The sequence below is a fragment of the Parasphingopyxis sp. genome, assembly GCF_028279465.1.
Lineage (GTDB): Bacteria > Pseudomonadota > Alphaproteobacteria > Sphingomonadales > Sphingomonadaceae > Parasphingopyxis.
Genome location: NZ_JANQNS010000013.1, coordinates 182891 through 204001, shown reverse-complemented (window position 1 = coordinate 204001; position 21111 = coordinate 182891). Strand labels below are relative to the sequence as shown.

Annotated in this window: 20 protein-coding genes and 1 tRNA gene; 12 read left to right on the top strand and 9 right to left on the bottom strand. The window is 64.2% G+C overall.

What is annotated here, in order from left to right; all coding sequences use genetic code 11:
• Genes Q0974_RS07635 through Q0974_RS07625 form a run of 3 tightly spaced genes read right to left on the bottom strand, consistent with a single transcriptional unit; the run spans position 1 to position 2203 of the window.
• Entirely contained in the window at positions 1–492 is a 492-nt protein-coding gene (locus Q0974_RS07635) for an NAD(P)H-dependent oxidoreductase (RefSeq protein ID WP_299324503.1), read from the bottom strand.
• A gap of 2 nt (positions 493–494) precedes the next feature.
• A complete protein-coding gene (locus tag Q0974_RS07630; protein ID WP_299324500.1) occupies positions 495–1256 on the bottom strand; it encodes an ABC transporter permease in 762 nt (253 codons plus the stop codon).
• On the bottom strand, positions 1253–2203 hold the full coding sequence (locus tag Q0974_RS07625; protein ID WP_299324499.1) for an ABC transporter ATP-binding protein: 951 nt from the start codon (positions 2201–2203) through the stop codon (positions 1253–1255). The genes Q0974_RS07630 and Q0974_RS07625 overlap by 4 nt, the downstream gene beginning before the upstream one ends.
• A 122-nt stretch (positions 2204–2325) precedes the next feature.
• Between Q0974_RS07625 and Q0974_RS07620 the strand changes: the two genes are divergently transcribed.
• A complete protein-coding gene (locus tag Q0974_RS07620) occupies positions 2326–3546 on the top strand; it encodes a cation:proton antiporter (protein ID WP_299324496.1) in 1221 nt (406 codons plus the stop codon).
• A gap of 23 nt (positions 3547–3569) precedes the next feature.
• A complete protein-coding gene (gene recJ / locus Q0974_RS07615) occupies positions 3570–5333 on the top strand; it encodes a single-stranded-DNA-specific exonuclease RecJ (RefSeq protein WP_299324495.1) in 1764 nt (587 codons plus the stop codon).
• A 9-nt stretch (positions 5334–5342) separates the two neighbouring features.
• On the opposite strand, the gene Q0974_RS07610 is transcribed toward recJ, so the two are convergent.
• Genes Q0974_RS07610 through Q0974_RS07600 form a run of 3 tightly spaced genes read right to left on the bottom strand, consistent with a single transcriptional unit; the run spans position 5343 to position 6290 of the window.
• Positions 5343–5540 carry a hypothetical protein gene (locus Q0974_RS07610; protein ID WP_299324493.1) on the bottom strand — a complete coding sequence of 66 codons (198 nt, stop codon included), beginning with the start codon at positions 5538–5540 and terminating at the stop codon, positions 5343–5345.
• Positions 5527–5742: a helix-turn-helix transcriptional regulator gene (locus Q0974_RS07605; protein WP_299324491.1), complete on the bottom strand. Its 216-nt coding sequence runs from the start codon at positions 5740–5742 to the stop codon at positions 5527–5529. The genes Q0974_RS07610 and Q0974_RS07605 overlap by 14 nt, the downstream gene beginning before the upstream one ends.
• An 11-nt stretch (positions 5743–5753) precedes the next feature.
• A complete protein-coding gene (locus Q0974_RS07600) occupies positions 5754–6290 on the bottom strand; it encodes a hypothetical protein (RefSeq protein WP_299324489.1) in 537 nt (178 codons plus the stop codon).
• A gap of 139 nt (positions 6291–6429) precedes the next feature.
• On the opposite strand from Q0974_RS07600, the gene Q0974_RS07595 reads away from it, so the two are divergent.
• The 5 genes from Q0974_RS07595 to Q0974_RS07575 all read left to right on the top strand — a co-directional run bounded on the left by Q0974_RS07595 (position 6430) and on the right by Q0974_RS07575 (position 10218).
• A complete protein-coding gene (locus Q0974_RS07595) occupies positions 6430–6813 on the top strand; it encodes a VOC family protein (RefSeq protein ID WP_299324488.1) in 384 nt (127 codons plus the stop codon).
• Between the two features lie 62 nt (positions 6814–6875).
• Positions 6876–6950, top strand: a tRNA-Glu gene (locus Q0974_RS07590).
• A gap of 206 nt (positions 6951–7156) precedes the next feature.
• A complete protein-coding gene (locus tag Q0974_RS07585; protein WP_299324486.1) occupies positions 7157–7951 on the top strand; it encodes an SDR family oxidoreductase in 795 nt (264 codons plus the stop codon).
• 119 nt (positions 7952–8070) lie between these two features.
• Entirely contained in the window at positions 8071–9696 is a 1626-nt protein-coding gene (locus tag Q0974_RS07580) for an AbgT family transporter (protein WP_299324483.1), read from the top strand.
• Positions 9697–9735: 39 nt separating this feature from the next.
• Positions 9736–10218, top strand: a complete 483-nt coding sequence (locus Q0974_RS07575) for a TspO/MBR family protein (protein WP_366943582.1) — start codon at positions 9736–9738, stop codon at positions 10216–10218.
• Here Q0974_RS07575 and Q0974_RS07570 read toward each other — a convergent pair whose 3' ends face one another.
• Positions 10219–11595 carry an L-serine ammonia-lyase gene (locus Q0974_RS07570; protein ID WP_299324480.1) on the bottom strand — a complete coding sequence of 459 codons (1377 nt, stop codon included), beginning with the start codon at positions 11593–11595 and terminating at the stop codon, positions 10219–10221.
• Between the two features lie 119 nt (positions 11596–11714).
• Here Q0974_RS07570 and Q0974_RS07565 point away from each other — a divergent pair, with 119 nt between their 5' ends.
• Together Q0974_RS07565 and Q0974_RS07560 are read left to right on the top strand one after the other, a co-directional pair.
• Positions 11715–12299, top strand: a complete 585-nt coding sequence (locus tag Q0974_RS07565) for a TIGR04282 family arsenosugar biosynthesis glycosyltransferase (protein ID WP_299324478.1) — start codon at positions 11715–11717, stop codon at positions 12297–12299.
• Complete coding sequence (locus Q0974_RS07560; protein WP_299324476.1) at positions 12284–13036, top strand: glycosyltransferase; 753 nt, start codon at positions 12284–12286, stop codon at positions 13034–13036. Before Q0974_RS07565 ends, Q0974_RS07560 begins: the two co-directional genes overlap by 16 nt.
• 70 nt (positions 13037–13106) lie before the next feature.
• Here the strand turns inward: Q0974_RS07560 and Q0974_RS07555 are convergent, their stop codons facing one another.
• The gene (locus tag Q0974_RS07555) at positions 13107–14348 is read right to left on the bottom strand and encodes a threonine ammonia-lyase (RefSeq protein ID WP_299324475.1); all 1242 of its coding nucleotides are present in this window, start codon (positions 14346–14348) and stop codon (positions 13107–13109) included.
• A gap of 85 nt (positions 14349–14433) precedes the next feature.
• On the opposite strand from Q0974_RS07555, the gene Q0974_RS07550 reads away from it, so the two are divergent.
• Both Q0974_RS07550 and Q0974_RS07545 read left to right on the top strand, forming a co-directional pair.
• Positions 14434–15300 (top strand): NAD(P)-dependent oxidoreductase, encoded by an 867-nt coding sequence (locus tag Q0974_RS07550; protein ID WP_299324472.1) that lies wholly within the window; start codon positions 14434–14436, stop codon positions 15298–15300.
• A gap of 98 nt (positions 15301–15398) precedes the next feature.
• A complete protein-coding gene (locus Q0974_RS07545; protein ID WP_299324471.1) occupies positions 15399–17114 on the top strand; it encodes an amidohydrolase family protein in 1716 nt (571 codons plus the stop codon).
• Between the two features lie 107 nt (positions 17115–17221).
• On the opposite strand, the gene Q0974_RS07540 is transcribed toward Q0974_RS07545, so the two are convergent.
• Positions 17222–19294: a protein-disulfide reductase DsbD domain-containing protein gene (locus Q0974_RS07540; protein WP_299324468.1), complete on the bottom strand. Its 2073-nt coding sequence runs from the start codon at positions 19292–19294 to the stop codon at positions 17222–17224.
• A gap of 68 nt (positions 19295–19362) precedes the next feature.
• On the opposite strand from Q0974_RS07540, the gene Q0974_RS07535 reads away from it, so the two are divergent.
• Complete coding sequence (locus tag Q0974_RS07535; protein ID WP_299324466.1) at positions 19363–21015, top strand: alkaline phosphatase family protein; 1653 nt, start codon at positions 19363–19365, stop codon at positions 21013–21015.
• The last annotated feature ends 96 nt before the right edge of the window (positions 21016–21111 follow it).

Here is a 21111-nt window from a genome sequence, read left to right as displayed (position 1 = left end):
TTAGAACACACCCAATTCCAGCCCGGCCGCCAGCGCCGCCCCGATCTCGCGACATTGGGCCAGATCGTCGTCGGGAATCGTCTTTTCCGCCAATATCTCTTCTTTGGTCTGTGCATAGGTGCAGATGATCGGCGTGTCGGCGACTTTCTTGAGCCGCCAGCCGGTGGCGATGCGCTCCAGCTGCGCCCGCGCATTCTCGCCGTCCGAGCCTGCGCAGATCATCGCGGCATAGGGCCGGCCCTCGAGCTTGCCGAGCACCGGATAATAGCAGCGATCGAAAAAGGCTTTCATCACGCCGGCAATGGCCGCGAGATTCTCTGGCGTCGCGAACAGATAGCCATCGGCGGCCAGCAGATCTTCGGGGCCCGCATCCGGCGCTTCCTTCACGATCACGTCAGCGCCGTCCGCATCGCGTGCCGCCTGCGCCGCCGCCTCGGCCATCTGCTGCGTCCCGCCGGTCATGCTGTGATAGACGATCAGCAGGCGCGCCATGGCTATTCCTTCAGCCGATAGCCGGTGCGGAAGATCCAGATCACCGTGCCCAGGCAAAGCAGGAGGAATAGGCCCGTGATCCCGAGGCTCAGCCCGATGCTGACATCGCCCTCACCGTAGAAGCTCCAGCGGAAACCGCTGACCAGATAGACGACCGGGTTGAAGAGGCTGATCGTGCGCCACAGTTCCGGCAGCATATTGATCGAGTAGAATGCGCCGCCGAGAAAGGTCAGCGGCGTCACGATCAGCATCGGGATGAAGGAGAGCTGCTCGAAACCGTCCGCCCAGATGCCAATGATAAAGCCGAACAGACTGAAAGTGACGGCTGTGAGCACCAAGAATGCGATCATCGCCAGCGGATGTTCGATCCGGACATCAACGAAGAAGGTCGCCGTCGCAAGGATGATCAGCCCGAGGATGATCGACTTGGTCGCCGCCGCGCCGACATATCCAATGACCAGCTCGATCGGCGACATCGGCGCGGACAGCATCTCATACACCGTGCCCGTGAATTTGGGGAAATAGATGGCGAAAGAGGCGTTGGAGATGCTCTGCGTCAGCAGCGAGAGCATCATCAGACCCGGCACGATAAACGCGCCATAATCGACGCCGCCGATATCCTCGATCCGCGATCCGATGGCGCTGCCGAATACGACAAAATACAGCATGGTCGTGATCACCGGGGCGACGATGCTCTGCCAGAGCGTTCGCCACGCGCGCCGCATTTCGAGGACATAGAGCGCCCATACGCCACGGACATTCATGCCGTGGGCTCCTGTTCGGCTGCCGGCTCTTCATGCACGAGACCGACAAAGATATCCTCGAGCGAGCTTTTCGATGTGTCGAGATCGGCAAAGCCGATACCGTGATCGCTCATTGTCTTGAGCAGCGACGGAATCCCCGTGCTCTCGTCATTGGCGTCGAATGTATAGATCAGGCAGTGCCCTTCATCGGCCAGCTCCAGCTCCCACTCGGCCAGCGCATCGGGCACCGTCTCCATCGGCTCGGACAGCGTCAACTTAAGCTGCCGCTTACCGAGCTTGCGCATGATCGCCGCGGTTTCCTCGACGACGATAATCTCGCCCTTGCGGATCACACCGACCCGGTCGGCCATCTCCTCGGCTTCCTCGATATAATGCGTGGTCAGGATGATCGTGACGCCTCGCTCGCGCAGGCCCCGCACAAGGTTCCACATATTGCGCCGAAGCTCGACATCGACGCCCGCCGTCGGCTCGTCGAGAAACAGGATTTCAGGTTCGTGGCTCAGCGCCTTGGCGATCATCACGCGGCGCTTCATCCCGCCCGAAAGCTCCATAATTTTTGCGTCGCGCTTGTCCCAAAGCGACAGGTCTTTGAGCAGCTGCTCGATATAGGCCGTGTCGCGCGGCTTGCCGAACAGACCGCGGCTGAAATTGACCGTCGCCCAGACCGTCTCGAACGTGTCCGTGCTGATCTCTTGCGGCACGAGCCCGATCATCTTGCGCGCTCTCTTGTAATCGCGCAGCACATCGTGCCCGCCCGCCATCATCATGCCCGATGTCGGCGTCACGATGCCGCACACGGCGCTGATCAGCGTCGTCTTGCCTGCCCCGTTCGGCCCGAGCAGCGCGAAAATCTCGCCCGGCGCGATATCCAGGCTGACATTGTCGAGCGCCTGCACGCCGCCGTCATAGGTCTTGCAGAGATTGGATATGGAGATGATCGGCTGCATCGCGGCTCTCTGCACGGACCGCGGGCCGGGTTCAAGCATCCTAACTGCGGTACCGACCATATTGGCAAGCCTGACGCGCGCCGCCATGGTGCGCGCATTCGAATGGCGTAAAGGGGACGGGCATGACTGCGGAGGCTCTGCTGGCGGCGCTCGCCCTGCTGTTCGTCGGCTATGGCATATTTTCGAAACCGCTCGGTGCAACCATCGCGCCGGCGCCGCTCATATTTGCGCTGGGCGGCCTTGCGCTGGGCCTCTCCGGAACGGTCGAATTCAATCTCGATCCGGGGTCGGAAAATCTGCTGCTTTTTGCCGAATGCACGCTTGCGCTGGTGCTGTTCGGCGATGCGTCCCGACTGTCCTTCCGCAAAGTCATCGGCATGAATGCGCTCGCCCAGCGCATGCTGCTGATCGGCCTGCCACTGGCGATCCTGTTCGGCACGCTGGCGGCAATCGGCCTGTTTCCAGAGATGCCGTGGATGGAGGCGGCGCTGCTCGCCGCGATACTCGCCCCGACCGATGCAGCGCTCGGCGCGGCCGTGGTCGATAATGAGGATGTGCCCGAGCGGATACGGCGCACAATCATAACGGAATCGGGCCTGAACGACGGGCTCGCCGTGCCGTTCGTCTTTCTGTTTGCCGCATTGGCCGGTTTCGTCGAGCTCCATATGCAGGGCGACTGGCTGTTCTGGCTCGGCGTCGCTTTGCAGCAAATCGCTTTCGGTGTCCTTTCCGGCCTCGCGGTCGGCGTGATCGGCGGATTTGCGATCGTCCGGTCCGCGCGCGCCGGCTGGCTCGACCGGCATTTCGAAACGCTGGCCTGTCTCGGCGTGGCCGCTGGGTCGTTTCTCGCCGCCGAAGCCATTGGCGGCAACGCCTTCGTCTCCGCGTTTGTGGCCGGCCTCGCCTTTGCAGCGCTCTGCGAAGAGCGCACCGGCGTGGTGGCCGATTTCGTCGAGCAGGAAGGCCGGTTCTTTGGTCTTTCCCTGTTCTTCGCCTTCGGGCTGACGGTCCCCGTCGTCGCTATTGCCAGTTTCGAATGGGTTTATCTCGTCTACGCGCTGCTCAGCCTCACAGTGATCCGGATGGGCGCCGTCGCCGTATCGCTGATCGGTTCCGGGGTGCGCCTGCCGACCATCGCCTATGTCGGCTGGTTCGGACCGCGCGGGCTCGCAACCCTCGTTTTCGTGCTCATCGTGTTCGGCGAAGGGGCGATCAGCGAGCCGATCCGCGCGACGGCCTATTTGACCGTGCTGCTCAGCATTGTCCTGCACGGGATCACCGCCGCGCCGCTGGCCGCTCGCTATGCCCACAGCAAAGCGGCAAAGGCCGATGGCGGGGATTAACCGCGACCGCTAGAAGCAGGCTCATGAAACCCGCGCTCGATATTGCCCATTCGATCTCCGGCCAGCCCTGGCACTGGCGCGGCGGCGCGATCGACGGGCTGAGCAGCAGTTTCCAACCGGACGATCTGGTCACCGGCCTGCTGCTGTCGCGTGGCTGCGCGCGGGACGAGATCGACACCTATCGCGCGCCGACGATCCGCAACTTCATGCCCGACCCGTCGATATTCCGCGACATGGACCAGGCCGCGGAACGCATCGTTGCGGCTATCCACGCGCAGGAAAGGGTTACGATTTTCGGCGATTACGATGTCGATGGCGCGACCTCGGCCGCGTTGCTGATCCGCCTGCTGCGCGATCTCGGCCTCGACGCCGGCTATTATATCCCTGACCGGCTGATGGAGGGCTATGGCCCGTCCGGCGAGGCGCTGGTCGGGCTCGCGGAGCAAGGCTCATCACTCATCGTGACCGTCGATTGCGGGGCGCAGGCGTTCGAGGCACTGCAGCAAGCCAAGGATGCCGGCGTCGATGTGATCGTCGTCGATCATCACAAATGCGCGGCCGAGCTGCCGGTCGCCCACAGCCTCGTCAATCCGAACCGGCTCGACGAGGAGGAAGGCGCGGCGCATGGGCATCTGGCTGCGGTCGGCGTCGCCTTTCTGCTCGGCGCGGCCATCGTCCGGCGGCTGCGCGAAACCGGCTATTTCGAAAACCGCCCTGAACCGAAACTCATCGAACTGCTCGATATCGTGGCGCTCGGCACGGTCGCCGATGTCGCCGCTCTGCATGGGCTCAACCGCGCTTTCGTTGCGCAAGGCCTCAAGGTGATGGCGGCGCAGCGCAATATCGGAATCAATGCGTTGCTCGAAGCCTCGCGGCTCGATCGTGCGCCGATCGCATCCGATCTCGGCTTCCGGCTCGGTCCGCGGATCAATGCGGGCGGGCGGGTCGGCAAATCCGATCTCGGCGTGCGGCTGCTGACGACCGAGAATCTGGAGGAAGCGAAAGCGATCGCCGCCGAGCTCGAACAGTTTAACGAAGAACGCCGCGCCATCGAGGCCGCCGTGACCGAGCAGGCGCTCGAACTCGGCAAGGGACAGGACAATCGCTCGGTGGCGCTGGTATCCGGCAAGGGCTGGCATCCGGGCGTGATCGGCATTGTGGCGAGCCGGCTGAAGGAAAAATTGCATCGTCCCGCCATTGTCGTCGCACTGGACGATGACGGAATCGGCAAAGGGTCGGGCCGCTCGGTCGCGGGGGCGGACTTGGGCAGCGCGGTGCTCGCCGCAAAAGACACGGGGCTGCTGATTGCGGGCGGCGGGCATCCGATGGCCGCCGGGCTAACTGTCGCAGAAGACAAGATCGATGCGCTCGCCGATTTTCTCGACGCGCGGATGGCGGACGATGTGACCCGGGCCCGCGGCGAACGGGCGTTACAGCTTGATGCCGTGGTCGCACCAGGGGGCGTGACGCCAGCCTTTGTCGATGCGCTGGAGGAAGGCGGTCCTTATGGCATGGGCTGGCCCGCACCGCGCATCGCGACAGGCCCGGTGCGCGTGATCAAGGCCGATATCGTCGGGACCGACCATGTCCGCGCGATCGTCGCCGGCGAGGATGGGCGCAGCCTCAAGACCATCGCCTTCCGCGCCGCCGATACGCCGCTCGGCCAGGCGATGCTGAGCGCCGGAACGACGCGCAAGCTCTGGGTCGCCGGACGCGCCAAGATCGACGATTGGGGTCCGCGCCCGGCCGCCGAATTGCATCTCGAAGACGCGGCCTGGGCGGACTGACGCCTGTGCTTAGTCAAACCCTTCGACGACATCGCGCAAATCATGCTCGATGCGCTGCCGGTCGAGCTCGGCGCAGGGCGCGCCATATTTTTCCCGGCACTGGCTTTCGCGCCACTGCTCGCCGTCGCTCGACGGACTGAATGTCGCACAGGCGGAACAGCCCAATGCCGCAAGTACGGCGAAGCCGAAGATCCTAATTCTCTTCATCGCGCACAAACTCCAAAATATCGCCGGGCTGACAGTCGAGCACATCGCAAATCTTCATCAGCGTATCGAACCTGACGCCGCGCACCTTGTTCGTCTTGATCATCGAGAGCGCCTGCTCCGTGAGGCCGATGCGCGCGGCGAGTTCCTTCAACCGCATCTTGCGCCGCGCCAGCATCACATCGAGATTGATGACGATCCGCACCTATGCCGCCCTCAGAGGAACGCCGCATTCTCGTCCACGGCGCGTTGGCCGGTCGCAAAGACATGCGCGACAAAGACGAACAGCAAGCCGATAAAGAGCGCGCCGAGCTCGCCGGAGCCGAAATGGATCGAGAGCTGCCCGTCCCGGTTCGGATCGCTGATCGAGTAGATCATGATATAGAGCGTATTTTGCACGATACCGACGAACACCATGAGGAACGCCACCCAGGCGAACCGCCTGAATCCGCGCACCGCAGCGAGGGATAGCGGCCGCCCGTCTGCCGCCTCGGCAAAGGTGCGGCGCAGCGACAACAGGCCGTATGACCAGATCGCGGCACCGACCATCGAGACGGCGAACCCCGCCATCCGCGCGCCTACCCCCAATGTCGAGAGATCGAAACCCTGCCCCAGATTGGCCGCGGCGGTCGGCGCGAAATAGTCCCAGAACAGCCAGATAATGATCGTCAGCACCGGTAAGGCGATGGCGCCCGCCAGTGTTGCAAGGGCGAGAAGGCTGGCAAAACGGCGCTGGGCGGTGGACTGAGACACGGCGAATCACTCCGGTAATCGGGACTGAAATTAAACTATTACTTTAATTTTTTAATTTCAAACTATATTTTCACGATCACCGGGTGGCGTAAAAGCCTTTGGAAGGCCTATGCTTGCGCTTTGCACGAGGGAGGCGGGAATGTTCGGCCATATCACGCTGGGTTGCGACAATTGGGAGCGAGCGAAGCCCTTCTGGCTCGCCGTGATGGATGTGCTCGGCCATCCGCTCTTCATGGAAACCGATGCGGGTGCGGCCTTCGGCGAAGCGGCCGGACAGAAGACCTTTATCGGCCCCGCTTTCAACGGCGAACCGGCGGCGCCCGGCAATGGCGTCCATATCGCCTATCTCGTCAAGGACCGCGCCACGGTCGACGCCTTTCATGCCGCCGCCATGGCCAATGGCGGCACGGACGAGGGTCCGCCGGGCCTGCGCCCGCATTATCATCCCAACTATTATGGCGCCTATGTCCGCGATCCGGACGGCAATAAGCTGCAGGCCGTCTGCCACAGCGCGAAGGGATGATGCGGTGCAACACAGAGCTTGACCAGCCCGGCCCCCTCGCCTATCTGCGCACCCGCTGGGACGGCCCCTTCGTCTAGCGGTTAGGACGCGGCCCTTTCACGGCTGAAACACGGGTTCGATTCCCGTAGGGGTCACCAGCCTTTTTCGTTCACCGTTGCGCATGCCACAGGCCGTTTCGCCGGGCCCGTGCCTTTTGTCGGACGGATGGGCAGGCCCATCCTTCGGGGTTCGATTCCCGTAGGGGTCACCTGCTTTCTCCCTTCCATTCACCAATCCCGGCGATTGATCGGCGCGGGCGATAGCCTTAGCTTCTCCGGCGGATGTCGACGATAGGGGAAGGCTCATGAAATTCGAACACGGTTTGGCGGCCGTCGTCACAGGTGGCGCATCGGGGCTCGGTAATGCCAGCGCGCGGGCACTGGCCGATGTCGGGTTCAAGGTCGCCATTTTCGATATCAATGCGGAGGCGGGCCAGGCCAAGGCCGACGCAATCGGCGCAACCTTCCACCATGTCGACATCACGGACGAGCAATCGGTGCTGGATGGGTTCGAAGCCGCGCGCGCCGCGCATGGCCAGGAACGCGTGACCGTCCATTGCGCCATGGCTTCGGGACGCGGCAAGACGCTGCGCTACGACAAGGAAACGGGCACTTACGCCCGTTTGCCGACCGAAGAATATGAAAAGGGCGCGCAGGGCATCCTCGTCGCCAGCTATCGTATCGCTTCGATCTCGGCTCTCGGCATGGCGAACGCCAATCCGCTTGGCGAAGATGGCGAACGCGGTTGCATCACGCTAACCAGCTCGGCCGCCGCGCAGGACGGCCAGATCGGCCAGGTGATCTACGGCTCCAACAAGGCGGGCGTGAACGGCCTTGTCCTGCCGATGGCGCGCGATCTGATGGATCTCGGCATCCGCGTGAATTCGATCATGCCGGGTATCTTCGCAACGCCGCCGATGCTGGGCATGAAGGATCGCGCGCCGGCGATGTTCGATCATCTCGCCGCCTCGGTGCCATTTCCGAAACGGCTCGGCAATCCTGAAGAGTTCGCCAGCCTCGTGCTCGAGATCGCGCGCAACAGCTATTTCAACGGCCAAGCGATCCGGCTCGACGGCGCGATCCGGATGCCGCCCAAATAGCGCGGACAGGCCGCGGCGATTGATTGAACACGATAGGCTGCCGCAATGCCATGGGCGATTGCACTCGGACGCGTTCTCGCTGATAAGGCGCGCTTTGTGATGCGTTAAAGCGGGGACATATGAGCGACGGAACGGCAGCAACCGAAAAACGCCGCGGCATATTGGCGTGGATCGAACGGACCGGAAACCGGCTGCCCGATCCGGTCTTCATATTCTTCTATCTCATCGGCATCCTGATCGTGCTGAGCGTTATCGCGGCGGTGACCGGCTGGTCCGCCGCCCATCCGACCGAGATCGACGAGGCGACGGGCGCGGCGCGGATCATCTCGGCCGAAAGCCTGCTCTCCGCCAACAATATCCAGCGGCTCTGGGTCGAAATGCCGACCACCTTTACCCATTTCCACCCGCTCGGTTTCGTGCTGGTCGTCATGCTCGGCGCGGGCGTCGCGGAACGCTGCGGCCTGTTTGGCACGGCGATGCGCGCGGGCGTGCGCAACGCGCCGACCAATTTCCTCACCCCGGTGGTGGCGCTCGCCGCGATGCTCGGCAATCTCGCCGCTGACGCCGCCTATGTCGTGTTGATCCCGCTCGCCGGCGTGATCTATGCGGCTGCCGGCCGGCACCCGATCGCCGGCATCGCCGCCGCCTTTGCCGGTGTATCAGGCGGCTTTTCGGCCAACTTGCTCCCCGGCAGCCTCGATGCACTGCTGTTCGGCATAACCCAGGCAGCAGTCGAGACGGTCTTTGTCGGATGGGAAGCCAATATTGCGGGCAACTGGTTCTTCATCGTCGCGATGACCTGCATCTTCTTGCCCGTCATCTGGTACGTCACCGACCGGATTATCGAACCGCGCCTCGGCACCTACACGCCTCAGGGGCAAGCGGCGGTGGCCGCGGGCCAGCCTCTTCCGAGCGCCGAAGCCGAGGCGGACGATCATGCCGATATCGACGCGCCGCTGACGCCCGAGCAGAAAAAGGGATTGCGCAATGCGGGCCTCGCCGTGCTCGGTATCGTCGGCCTGTGGGTGTTCTTCACCGTCGGGCCGGGCACACCGTTGATCGACGAGGAGGCGCCGATACCCGAAGCGCGGCTGACGCCTTTCTATAATTCGCTCGTCGCGGCCTTTTTCGTTCTCTTCCTCGCCGCCGGCTGGGCCTATGGCCGCGCCGCGGGCACGATCGGGGATCATCGCGATCTCGTCAAAATGATGACGGACTCGATGGCGGACCTGGCTTATTATCTGGTCCTGGCCTTTGCCGCCGCGCATTTCGTGGCGATGTTTTCCTGGTCGAACATGGGGCTGATCCTCGCCGTGAAAGGCGCGGATGGCTTGCAGGCGCTCGCGCTGCCCGCGCCGCTGCTCCTGGCGATGGTTGTCATCTTCACCGGCCTGCTGAACCTGTTCGTCGGCTCGGCGAGCGCAAAATGGGCGCTGCTCGCACCAGTGCTGGTGCCGATGCTGATGCTGCTGGGCATAAGTCCGGAAATGACCACCGCCGCTTATCGCGTCGGCGACAGCGCCACCAATATCATCACCCCGCTGATGGTCTATCTGCCGCTGGTCCTCGTTTTCTGCCAGCGCTGGCTGCCCGATTTCGGCATCGGTAGCCTGCTCGCAACCATGGTGCCCTATTCGGTCTGGATGATGGTCATGGGCATCGTATTGGTGATCGTCTGGGTCGCATTCGGCATACCCCTTGGGCCGGGCGCGGAAGTCTTCACCGAGCTGCCGGTTACACCGTGATCAGCTGGCCTTTGGCGGCGAACCTGCGATAACTGGCCGATGAGCATGACAATCGCCATCGCCGCCGCAGCCATCATCGTCCTGCTGGCGGCCGGCGCGGCGCTTACCAAGATCGGCCCCTGGTACCGCAACCTGAAAAAGCCGAGCTGGAATCCGCCCGACTGGCTGTTCGGCCCGGCCTGGACGATCATCCTCGGCCTGGCGGGCTGGGCCGGTGTTATCGCGTGGGAGGCCGCGCCGACAGTTGCGGATCGGCAGCTGATACTCACCCTGTTCGGCGTCAATTTCCTGCTCCACCTGCTCTGGAGCCCGCTCTTCTTCATCGCGCGTCGGCCGGACTGGTCGCTGATTGAAGCCTTTTTCCTCTGGGCGTCCGTGCTGTCGTTGATCGTCGGACTCGCGCCTTACGATCCTATGACCGGCTGGCTGATCGCGCCCTATCTCGCTTGGGTCAGTTTCGCGATCCTGCTCAACTGGAAGATCGTCCGGCTCAACGCGCCCTTCGCCACGGAGAGCGCCTGATCAGCATTCGACAACATTGACCGCCAGCCCACCCTGGCTGGTCTCTTTATATTTGGACGACATATCGAGCCCGGTCTGCCGCATCGTTTCGATGACCTGATCGAGGCTCACCCGCATCCGCTCATGCGCGTGCAGCGCCAGCCGCGCCGCGTTCACCGCCTTGACCGCGCCGATCGCATTGCGCTCGATACAGGGAATCTGGACGAGCCCGCCGACCGGATCACAGGTCAGCCCGAGATTATGCTCCATACCGATTTCGGCGGCGCTCGCCACTTGGGTCGGCGTGCCGCCCCAGACGGCCGCGAGTCCACCCGCCGCCATCGAGCAGGCGACGCCGACTTCGCCCTGACAGCCCATTTCGGCGCCCGAGATCGACGCGCGCTGCTTGTAGAGCAGCCCGATCCCGCCCGCCGTGAGCAGGAATTTGCGGATTGCCACCGCATCCATATCGTCGCGCGCGCAATAATGGCGGATAACGGCCGGGATGATGCCCGCCGCGCCATTGGTGGGCGCGGTCACGACCTGGCCGCCCGAGGCATTCTCCTCGTTCACGGCCATCGCATACACATTGAGCCAGTCGAACAATTGCTCCTGCTCGTTCGATTGCGGCGAGGCGCTGAGCTTTGCCCAGAGGCCCGGCGCACGTCGCTTCACCTTCAGTTCGCCCGGCAGCATGCCCTCACGGTTCAAGCCGCGGTCGATACAGGCCATCATGACCTTCGCGATCCGGTCGAGCGCCTGATCTGTCGCGGCACGCGGGCGTCGCGCATCTTCATTGGCGTAGATGAGCTCGTGGATCGCCATATCCTCGCGCTCACACCAGTCGAGCACCTCCTGCGCCGATCCGAACGCATAGGGCACAGGCTGGCCCGCACGGATGATGTCGTTCTTGGCCGGCCGTTCGAGCTGGCGCCGCGAAGCGATAAAGCCGCCCCCTGTGGAATAGTATGTGCGCTCCGCCAGCGTCGTGCCATCGCTGTCACTGGCGGACAGGCGCATGCCGTTCGGATGCAGATCGGGGATTACATCATAGGCGAAGACGATATCGCGCTCGGGATCGAAATCGATGGTGACGCCCTCGCACAGCGTCAGCCGTTTCTCCGTGTGCACCGCGGCGACTGCCGGATCGGCCGCTTCGGGATCGAGCGTCTCGGGCTTCAGGCCCATCAACCCGAGAATCGCCGCCTTCGGCGTCGCATGGCCCGCGCCCGTCAGCGCCAGCGACCCCTGCAGCTCGACTGTGATCTGCGCGGTGCGCTCGATATGGCCGCGCCGTTTCAGGCTGGTTACGAAGCGCCGGCCGATGCGCATCGGCCCCACGGTGTGGGAGCTCGACGGCCCGATACCGATGCGAAAAAGATCTAGAACAGACAGCATGATTGGCGCGTTCCCGATAGTGCCTGGCCGCATTAGCCAGTTACGAACCGCGCCGCCATCCCGATCCTGCATGTGCGGCTTACTCTTGGCGGCGGGTGCGCAACCGCTATGAGGACGGGATGCCGCAACCGCGCCTCGTGCTTTTCACCCGCTATCCCGTTCCGGGAAAAGCGAAGACGCGCCTTATCCCGGCGCTGGGCGACGCCGGGGCGGCGGCGATCCATCGGACACTTGCAGAGCGCACCGTCGCCGTGATGCGCGAGAGCGGACTGCCGATGGAAGTTCGGTTCACTGGCGCGGATCGGAAGGATTTCGCGGCGTGGCTCGGTGGTGGCCCAAGCTATCAGAAACAAGCGGATGGCGATCTTGGTGATCGGCTGCGCGCGGCCATCAATCCGCTGCCAGTAATCTTCGTCGGCGCCGATTGCCCCGATCTCGCTGTCTGTCATCTCGAACAAGCGGCCAAAGCCCTTGCGGACAAGGACGTCGTCATCGGCCCAGCGGAAGATGGCGGCTATTGGCTGATCGGCATCGCCAAGCGCTACGATTGGCTGTTCACGGACATGGATTGGGGCACCGATGCCGTTTTGCCCGAAACGCTGAAACGCCTCGCGGATCGCGATATAGACCCCGTGCTGCTCGAAACGCTGGCGGACTGCGACCGACCAGACGATCTTAAACGCTGGCCATGGCTGACCGCGTGATCCAACCCGCCCGCAGCGAAGTCGCCATCGTCATCCCGATGCTCGACGAGGAGGCAGCGCTGCCCGCCGTCATCGCCAATATCGCGACGCTCGATCCGCAGCCGGCCGAAGTGATTGCCGTCGATGGCGGCAGCGCCGACCGTTCGGTCGAAATTGCGCGGGACGCAGGACTTCACGTCGTCGAGCATGACCGGAAAGGTCGCGCGGTGCAGGTCAATCGCGGCGTCACAGAGGCGAGCGCGCCGCTGATCTGCGTCCTTCATGCGGACACCGCTTTGCCGGAGAACGCCTTGGCGCTCGTAGAACGCACGCTCGCAAACCCGAAGCGTGCGCTGGGCGGTTTCACGCCGCTGCTCACTGGCACGAAAACCCGCTGGGGCACGAGCTTTCATAACTGGGCGAAGACCTATTACGGCCCGATCCTGTTACGGCCGCATCTGTTCGTGCGTGGCCTGCGCCTGCTGTTCGGCGATCATGCCATGTTTTTTCGCCGCGCCGATTTTCTCGCCGTCGGCGGCTGCGATCCGGATATGAACATCATGGAGGATGTCGATCTGTGCCTCCGGCTCTGCCGCCTCGGTAGTGTGAAGCTCGTCCCACGGATCGTGAAAACCTCCGACCGCCGCATCGCCGAATGGGGCGCGCTCAAGGCGAATTGGATCTATTTCAAATGCGGGATGAGCTGGGCATTCGGTCGAAAGAAGGGCCTGGATCGCTGGTATCCCGATATTCGCTGATTTGTCAGAAACTTTCTGGCGAAAGTTCGCGGCACCGGCCCGCACCTGAGCGCAGCGAAGGTCTGACGATCTACGCCAGCTCCACCGGCGATACCTCATAGCCTTCGCGCTCCAGCGCGGCGATCAGCCGTTCGAGATGCGCGCGGTCACGTGTTTCGCATTCGATATCGGTGATCAGACCCTTGGCGGGCAGCGTTGTGAAGACGCGCTGGTGGTAGACTTCGATGATGTTGACCTGCTGCTCGTCGAACACCTTGGCGACATAATAGAGCGCGCCGGGGCGATCCTTGAGCCGGATGCGCAGCCGCGCGAGTCGGCCGTCGCGCGCCAGGTTACGCAGCAACACATTGGCGAGCAGCCGCGTATCGATATTCCCGCCGCACAGGATCAGGCCGACATTCTTGTCCTTGAACTTGGCCGGATGGTCGAGCAGCGCGGCAAGGCCCGCCGCGCCCGCGCCCTCGACCACCGTTTTCTCGATCTGCAGCAACAGCGCCACGGCACGTTCCAGATCGCGTTCACCGACCAGCAGGATATCGTCGACCGTTTCGCGGATGATTTCGAGCGTAAGCCCGCCGGGTTCCTTGACCGCGATGCCCTCGGCCAGCGTATCGCCCTCACAGGGTAGCTTGAGTCCGCGCATCTTGGAGTAGGTGGACGGATAGAGCTCGGCCTCAACACCAATGAGTTCGATATCCGGCTTCATCGCCTTAGCCGCAACGCCCACGCCCGCGATCAGCCCGCCGCCGCCGATCGGCACGCAAAGCAAATCGAGGTCCGGCACGTCTTCGAGCATTTCAATCGCGATCGTGCCCTGACCCGCTGCGATATCGGCATCGTCGAACGGGTGCACGAAGACGAGCCCGCGCTCCTCGGCGATTTCGCAAGCGCGCGCCTGGGCATCGTCGAACCGCTCGCCATGCAGAACGACCGTCGCGCCATGGCCCTCGGTCTGCTGGACTTTCACGGTCGGCGTATGCTGCGGCATCACGATCGTGACAGGGATACCGAGCCGCGCACCGTGATAGGCGACGCCCTGCGCATGATTGCCGGCCGAAGCCGCGATAACGCCGCGTTTCTGCTCGGCGTCCGACAGTTGCAGCAGCTTGTTGAGTGCGCCGCGCTCCTTGAAGGCGGCCGTGAATTGGAGGTTCTCGAACTTCAGCCAGACATTGGCGCCCGTCATCTCGGACAGCGTCTTGCTGAGCATGGTCGGCGTGCGGACGATGGAGTCGGCAATCCGGTCATGCGCGGCGCGCACGCTCTCCAGCGTGACGGTCGAATCGGGCCCGGTATCTGCTGCTGTCGCCATAACGGGGCCCGCCCTAGCCTATCTGGCGTCTACCGCAAACACATCCTATGGATCGCGCTACGGCACGAACGGCAGGCGGCAACTCATGGCAAAGATCGCATTTCTCGGGCTCGGCGTGATGGGCGCGCCCATGGCGGGGCATCTGCTGAAGGTCGATCACGAGGTAACCGTCTATAATCGCACGGCCACCAAGGCGGCGGACTGGGTCGCGCAACATGGCGGCCGCAACGCCGACAGCCCCGCCGAGGCGGCCGATGGCGTCGATGCCGTTATCGCCTGTGTCGGCGCCGATGCCGATGTCGAAGCCGTGACCATCGGCCCGGACGGCGCCTTCGATGCGATGCATGAAGGCACGCTTTGGATCGACCATACGACCGTATCGGCGAAGCTCGCCCGCAAACTGGCCGAGACCGGTGAGCCGCAGGGCATTCATTGCGTCGATGCGCCGGTATCGGGCGGTCAGGCGGGCGCGGAAAACGGTGCGCTCGCCATCATGTGCGGCGGCAGCCGCCGCGCAATGACGCTCGCCGAGCCGATCATGCAGGCTTACGCGGCGCGGATAGTCCATTGCGGCGAGCCGGGCGCGGGCCAGCAAACCAAGATGTGCAACCAGCTCGCGATCGCCGGTGTGCTGCAGGGCCTGTCCGAAGCGCTGCATCTGGCCAAACGCTCGGACCTTGATCTCGACCGGGTGTTCGATGCGATCTCGGGCGGCGCGGCGCAAAGCTGGCAGATGGACAATCGCTGGAAGACGATGGCCAAGGGCGAATTCGATTTCGGCTTCGCCGTCGACTGGATGCGCAAGGATCTCTGGCTGGCGCTCGAAGAGGGCGAAGCGAAAGGCGCAACGCTCGAACTCGCGAAGCTTGTCGACGGCTATTATGCCGAGGTGCAGGCGATGGGCGGCGCGCGGCAGGATACGAGTTCGCTGGTAAGGAGACTGGAAGAGTGAACATCGGAGTCACAAAACCGTTAGGGCTGAGCCTGTCGAAGCCTGTTTCTCCGGCTGAGAAGCGCCCTTCGACACGCTCAGGGCTAATAACGGGATGGGTGGCGGCGTGTTTCACGGCGTTAGCCGCCCTCCTCCTGCCCGCCCCGGCGCAGGCCGATGCGCTGATCGACAATGCAAATGGCTATACGCTCAACGAAGACGGCAATCTCGTGCGTTTCACCGGCCTGCTCTTCGACGTCGAAACCGGGCGCGTCACACAGCTCCTGCGCCGCAATGACGACCGCCCGCGCGAAGTCGACTTCCGGCACGACGCCCGTGGCCAGACGGTCATTCCCGGCCTGATCGACGCACATGGCCATCTGATGGGCCTCGGTTTTAGCGCGATCCAGCTCGATCTGTCCGATACGACGAGCCTCGAAGACGCGATGGCGCGGCTCGCCCAATATAGCGCAGAGAACCCGACGCTGCGTTGGGTTGTCGGCCGCGGCTGGAACGAAGAGCGTTGGGGGCTTGGGCGCTTTCCCACCGCCGCCGATCTCGATGCCGCCGTCGCGGACCGCCCAGTCTGGCTCGTGCGCGTCGATGGGCATGCCGGGGTCGCGAATAGCATGGCTATGGCGCAGGCGGGCGTCGGCGCATCGTCGCAATCGCCAGCGGGCGGGCGGATCGAGCGCGATGGCCGCCAGCCGAACGGCGTCTTTATCGACGCGGCCATGGCGCTGGTCGAAGATGCGATCCCGACTCCGGAGCCGCCCGTGCGCGATATGGCGCTGCGCGAGGCGCAGGATTTGCTCCTCAGCTACGGCATCACGACGATGCACGATATGGGCACAAGCGCCGACGATTGGGACGTGCTGCGCCGCGCCGGCGATCGCGACCGCCTGCAAATCCGCGTGATTTCCTACGCTAACGCATTGGAAACGCTGCTCGATATCGCCGGCGATGCGAAGACGCCCTGGCTCTATGACGGGCGGCTGCGCATGGTGGGCTTGAAGATTTTTGCCGATGGCGCGCTCGGCTCGCGCGGCGCGCTGCTGAACGCGCCCTATGCCGACGCGCCCGGCGAAACCGGCCTCGCGCTGATCGACGGGATCGCGCTCCGCAATCGTCTCAGCCGGCTGTCGCTCGACCGGTTCCAGGCGGCAATCCACGCGATCGGCGACGGCGCGAACCGCGAGGCGCTGGGCGCGATCGAGGAACTGGCGACCCGCTATACTGACGACCGGCGGTGGCGGATCGAACATGCGCAGGTCGTCGATCCCGCGGACCTGCCCCGCTTCGGCCGGCACGGGATCATCGCTTCGATGCAGCCCGTACACCAGACGTCCGACCGGCTGATGGCCGAAGCGCGGCTCGGGCCGAACCGGCTGGCCGGCGCCTATGCGTGGAATTCGATGCTCCGCGTCGGATCGCGCCTCGCCTTTGGCAGCGATTTTCCGGTCGAGAGCCCCAACCCGTTTCCGGGCCTGGCCGTGGCGATCAGCCGCGAAGATGCGAGCGGTCAACCGCCCGGCGGCTGGCAGGCGCATGAGCGCGTCTCGCTGCAACAGGCCTTCGCCGCTTTCACCACCGACGCGGCCTTTGCCGGTTTCGCGGAAGACCAGATCGGGCGGCTCGGCGAAGGGCTCTATGCCGATTTCCTGATCCTCGACCGCGACATTTTCGACGCGACACCGGCCGAAATCCGCGCGACGCAAGTTGCGGAGACCTGGATCGGCGGCGAACGCACCTGGGTACGCGGCGCGGCCGATGCGCCGCCGATGGACGCGCCAGTCGGCCCGATGATCAGCGCGGATGAGGATATCGGGCGATAGGTTGCCAAACACATGATCGCCACCCCGGACTTGATCCGGGGTCCAGGACGGTAAGCGATAGCGTTTTTGGCTCTGGATTCCGGATCAAGTCCGGAATGACGCGAATCTCAAGCTGAAAGCTCCGTCAGCATGCCGACTGTCAAGATCTGCGGCAGTATCTCGGGCTCACCCGTCGGGCCGTAGAACAGATAGAGCGGCACGCCCGAGCGGCCATGGCTTTCGATGAAGCGCCCGATCACGGGATCGCCGGTCGTCCAGTCGCCGACGAGGACGGCGATATTCTGCGCCTCGAAATGCTCGGCAACGGCTGCACGGCTCAGCGCGCCGGCCTCGTTGGCCTTACAAGTGATGCACCAGTCGGCCGTGAAATAGACGAAGACGGGGCGGCCCTCGCCGCGTAATTCCGCGAGCCGCGCTTCGGTGAACATCTCCGCATCGAGGACGCCGCTCTCTGCTTGCGCGGCGCTGGCGGGCGCGGAGGGCGGCACGACAGCGAGCGCGGCCAGTACGACAATCAGCGCGGGGATAACCGGCAACCAGGCGCGCTTGCCCGCCACCTGCCGGTTACCCGCCCACCACAGCATGAGCGCAATGCCGAGCGCCGCGGCGATGCCGAGCGTCATACCGTTGACACCCGTTTGACGGCCGAGAATCCAGCCGAGCGCCAACGCCGTCAGGAACATCGGAACGGCCATGATGTGCCGGAACCGCTCCATCCACGGGCCGGGCTTGGGCAGTTTGGCGCGCAGAGCCGGTACATAGGCGAGCAGGAGAAACGGCAAGGCCAGGCCGAGGCCGAGCCCGGCGAATATGGCAAGTGCCACCGCGGTCGGCACCACAAGCGCCGCACCGAGCGCCGCCGCCATGAAGGGACCGGTGCAGGGCGTCGCCACGAACGCCGCCAGCGCGCCGGTGAAGAAGGAGCCGGCCGCGCCATCCTTGTCGGCAAAGCGCCCGCCGCCCGACAGGCTCGGCACTTCGAACAGCCCGGCAAGGTTGAGCGCGATCGCCGTCACCAGCAGGAGCAGGAAGAGGATCATGCGGGGGTCTTGTAATTGAAATGCCCAGCCGGCTGCCGCCCCGCCCGCGCGCAGCCCAAGGAGTGCTGCACCCAGCCCGAGGCAGACGATGATAACGCCCGCTGTATAGGCCAGCGCATCGCGGCGCACCGCGCGCTCTTCGCCCCCAGCCTTGGCGAGGCTCAATGCCTTGAGGCTAAGGATCGGAAAAACGCAGGGCATGATGTTGAGCAACAGGCCGCCAAGGATCGCGCCGCCCAGCGCGAGGAGAACGGTGCCGATGTCGGCGCTCATGGTCGAACTGTCCGCCGGTTCGCCCGATATCGGCTCGCCGGCTGCTGGCACGGCGCCAGGCACGGCCGCGAGCATCAGCCCGTCATGCTCGCCGATCTTGATCAGGCCGGTAATCCGCTCTGCTTCGGCGGCATCATTCTCTGCTGGCACTTCGACGATCAGCATATCGCCATTGCGCGAGATGCGCTGCTCGGCGCTGTAATCGAGCACTCGGTCGGTCTCGGAGAAGAAATAGGGCCCGGAAACGGACGCGGCCGCCGGAAAAGGAATGCCGAGCCGCAGTGTATCGCCAACCACTTCGAACGTAGCTTCGCTGCCCAGCGGCCGCGGCATGGTCGCGCGATACGCATCGAACACAGCGGTATCGGTGACCGCGCCCGAACCCGTGACAAGATCGATCGCGAGCGGGCCGTCTTCGGGCACGCATATTTCGTCCGTACAGGCGAGCCACTGGCCCTCGGCGCGCAGCGGCAGCGCGGTACCCGGCGCGACGTTTTCGTCCAGCGTCACATCGACGAGCATCGCATATTCGCCGTAATAGATGTAATTCATGATGCCGCTGATCGAGAGTCGCTCGGGCACCGGATAACGCAATTCTCCGACGCTCACGCCGTCCGGCAATGTCCAGTCGAACCGGTTCGGCAGCCCCGCCTCGCCCGGGTTCAGCCAATAGCCATGCCACCCCTCATCCGGCCGCATGCGGATCGCAATCGTGAAGGTCTGGCCGGGCGTGGGCACATCGGTTTCGGCCAGCAGATCGGCCTGAATCGCATTTTCGCGCGGCACCTGCGCAGGCGCGACCGCGGGCAGCAGGCAGAAAAATGCGGCGACGAGGCCGTATATGGTCTGCAAAGCGGAAAATCGCACCTGTTTGCTCCTTCGCGAGCGCGCTATAGCAACGCGAAACGTGCCATGCACTATCAAGGGGTCGTCCGATGAAATTCGCCCATATCGCCACGCTGGTTACAGCGCTTTCCCTGCCGTTCGCGGCCTTCGCGCAGGATGACGCGGGCGCGGCGACCGCCGAGTCGGAAACCCCGCAACTGATCGTGGCGATTTCGGTCGACCAGCTCAGCGCCGATCTCTTCGCTCAGCACCGCCAGAATTTCACGGGCGGTTTTGCGCGGCTGCTCCAGGGCGCGGTCTTCCCGTCCGGCTATCAGGCGCATGCGGCAACCGAAACCTGCCCCGGTCATTCGACAATCCTGACGGGATCGCATCCGGGGCGGACGGGCGTGGTCGCCAATCGCTGGTACGATATGAGCGTCACGCGCGAGGATACGCGGGTCTATTGTTCCGAAGACCCGAGCGTCCAAGGCTCCTCGTCCGACGACTATACGGTGTCGACGAATTTCCTCCTCGTGCCGACGCTCGGGGATCTCATCCAGCGCGTGGACGCGGCGAGCCAGGTCGTGTCCGTGGCGGGCAAGGATCGCGCGGCGGTCATGCTGGGGGGCGTCGAGGCCGATCATTTCTTCTGGCCCGGCGATGCGGGTTTTACGACCTTCGAAGGGCGCGAACGGCCGGACGCGCTGCGCTGGATCAACGAAACGGCCATACAGGCCGCGGTCTCCAGCCGCGAGCCGCTGCCGGTGCCCCAGCATTGCGCGCCCTATAACCGCGCCATCCCAATCGGCGACGGCCATACGGTCGGCACCCATCTCTTCTCGCGCGGTCCGACGACGAGCGGCCGGGAGATACTCGCCTCGCCCGAGGGCGATCTGCTGACGCTGGTGCTCGCCGCCGATTTGGTCGCGGAGCTCGAGCTCGGCCAGCGGGGCACGACGGACCTGCTCGCCATCGGCCTTTCGGCGACCGACTATATCGGCCATGCCTATGGCACCCATGGCGTCGAAATGTGCGTTCAGCTCAGCGCGCTCGATGCGATGCTCGGCGATTTCTTCAACCGGCTCGACGCGCGCAACATCAACTATGTCGTGATGCTGACATCCGATCATGGCGGGCTCGACCTGCCCGAGCGGCAGACCGAACAGGCGGCCCCGCGCGCCGCGCGCCTGCTCCCGGGCTTCGAAACGCTCGACGAACGGCTCGCCGCCGAAACCGGCCTCGAAGCGCCGATCCTGCGTGCCGACAGCCCGTTCGGTGACTTTTACGTGGACCGTTCGGTGCCCGAAGATCGCCGCGCCGAAGTGATCGACCGGGCGATTGCGATGATCTCCGCCCACAGCCAGGTCTATCACGTCTTCGGGCGTGACGAGATCATGGCGCAGTCGGTCACCGACGCTCCGCCCGAACATTGGACGGTGCTCGATCGCGTGCGCGCCAGTTTCCACCCGGACCGCTCGGGCGATTTCATCGTCGTGCTGCAGCCGCGCGTGACGCCGATCCCCGAGCCTGTTCCCGGCGCCTATGTCGCGACCCATGGCAGCGTTTGGGACTATGACCGGCGCGTCCCGATCCTCTTCTGGTGGCCGGGCGCGGAACATATCGAACAGCCACTCGGCGTCATGACGGTCGATATCCTGCCGACGCTGGCCTCGCTGATCGGCCTCGATATCTCGGATGTCGAGATCGACGGGCGGTGCCTCGACCTGATGCCGGGCGTGGCGGAGACGAATTGCCCATAGGCGAACAGCGGACTGTCATTCCTACAAAGTTTACAAAGTAGGCACGTAGCGGCCTTTTTCGACGTACGGTATTTTAGCCTTCGCGCCGGCTTGTTT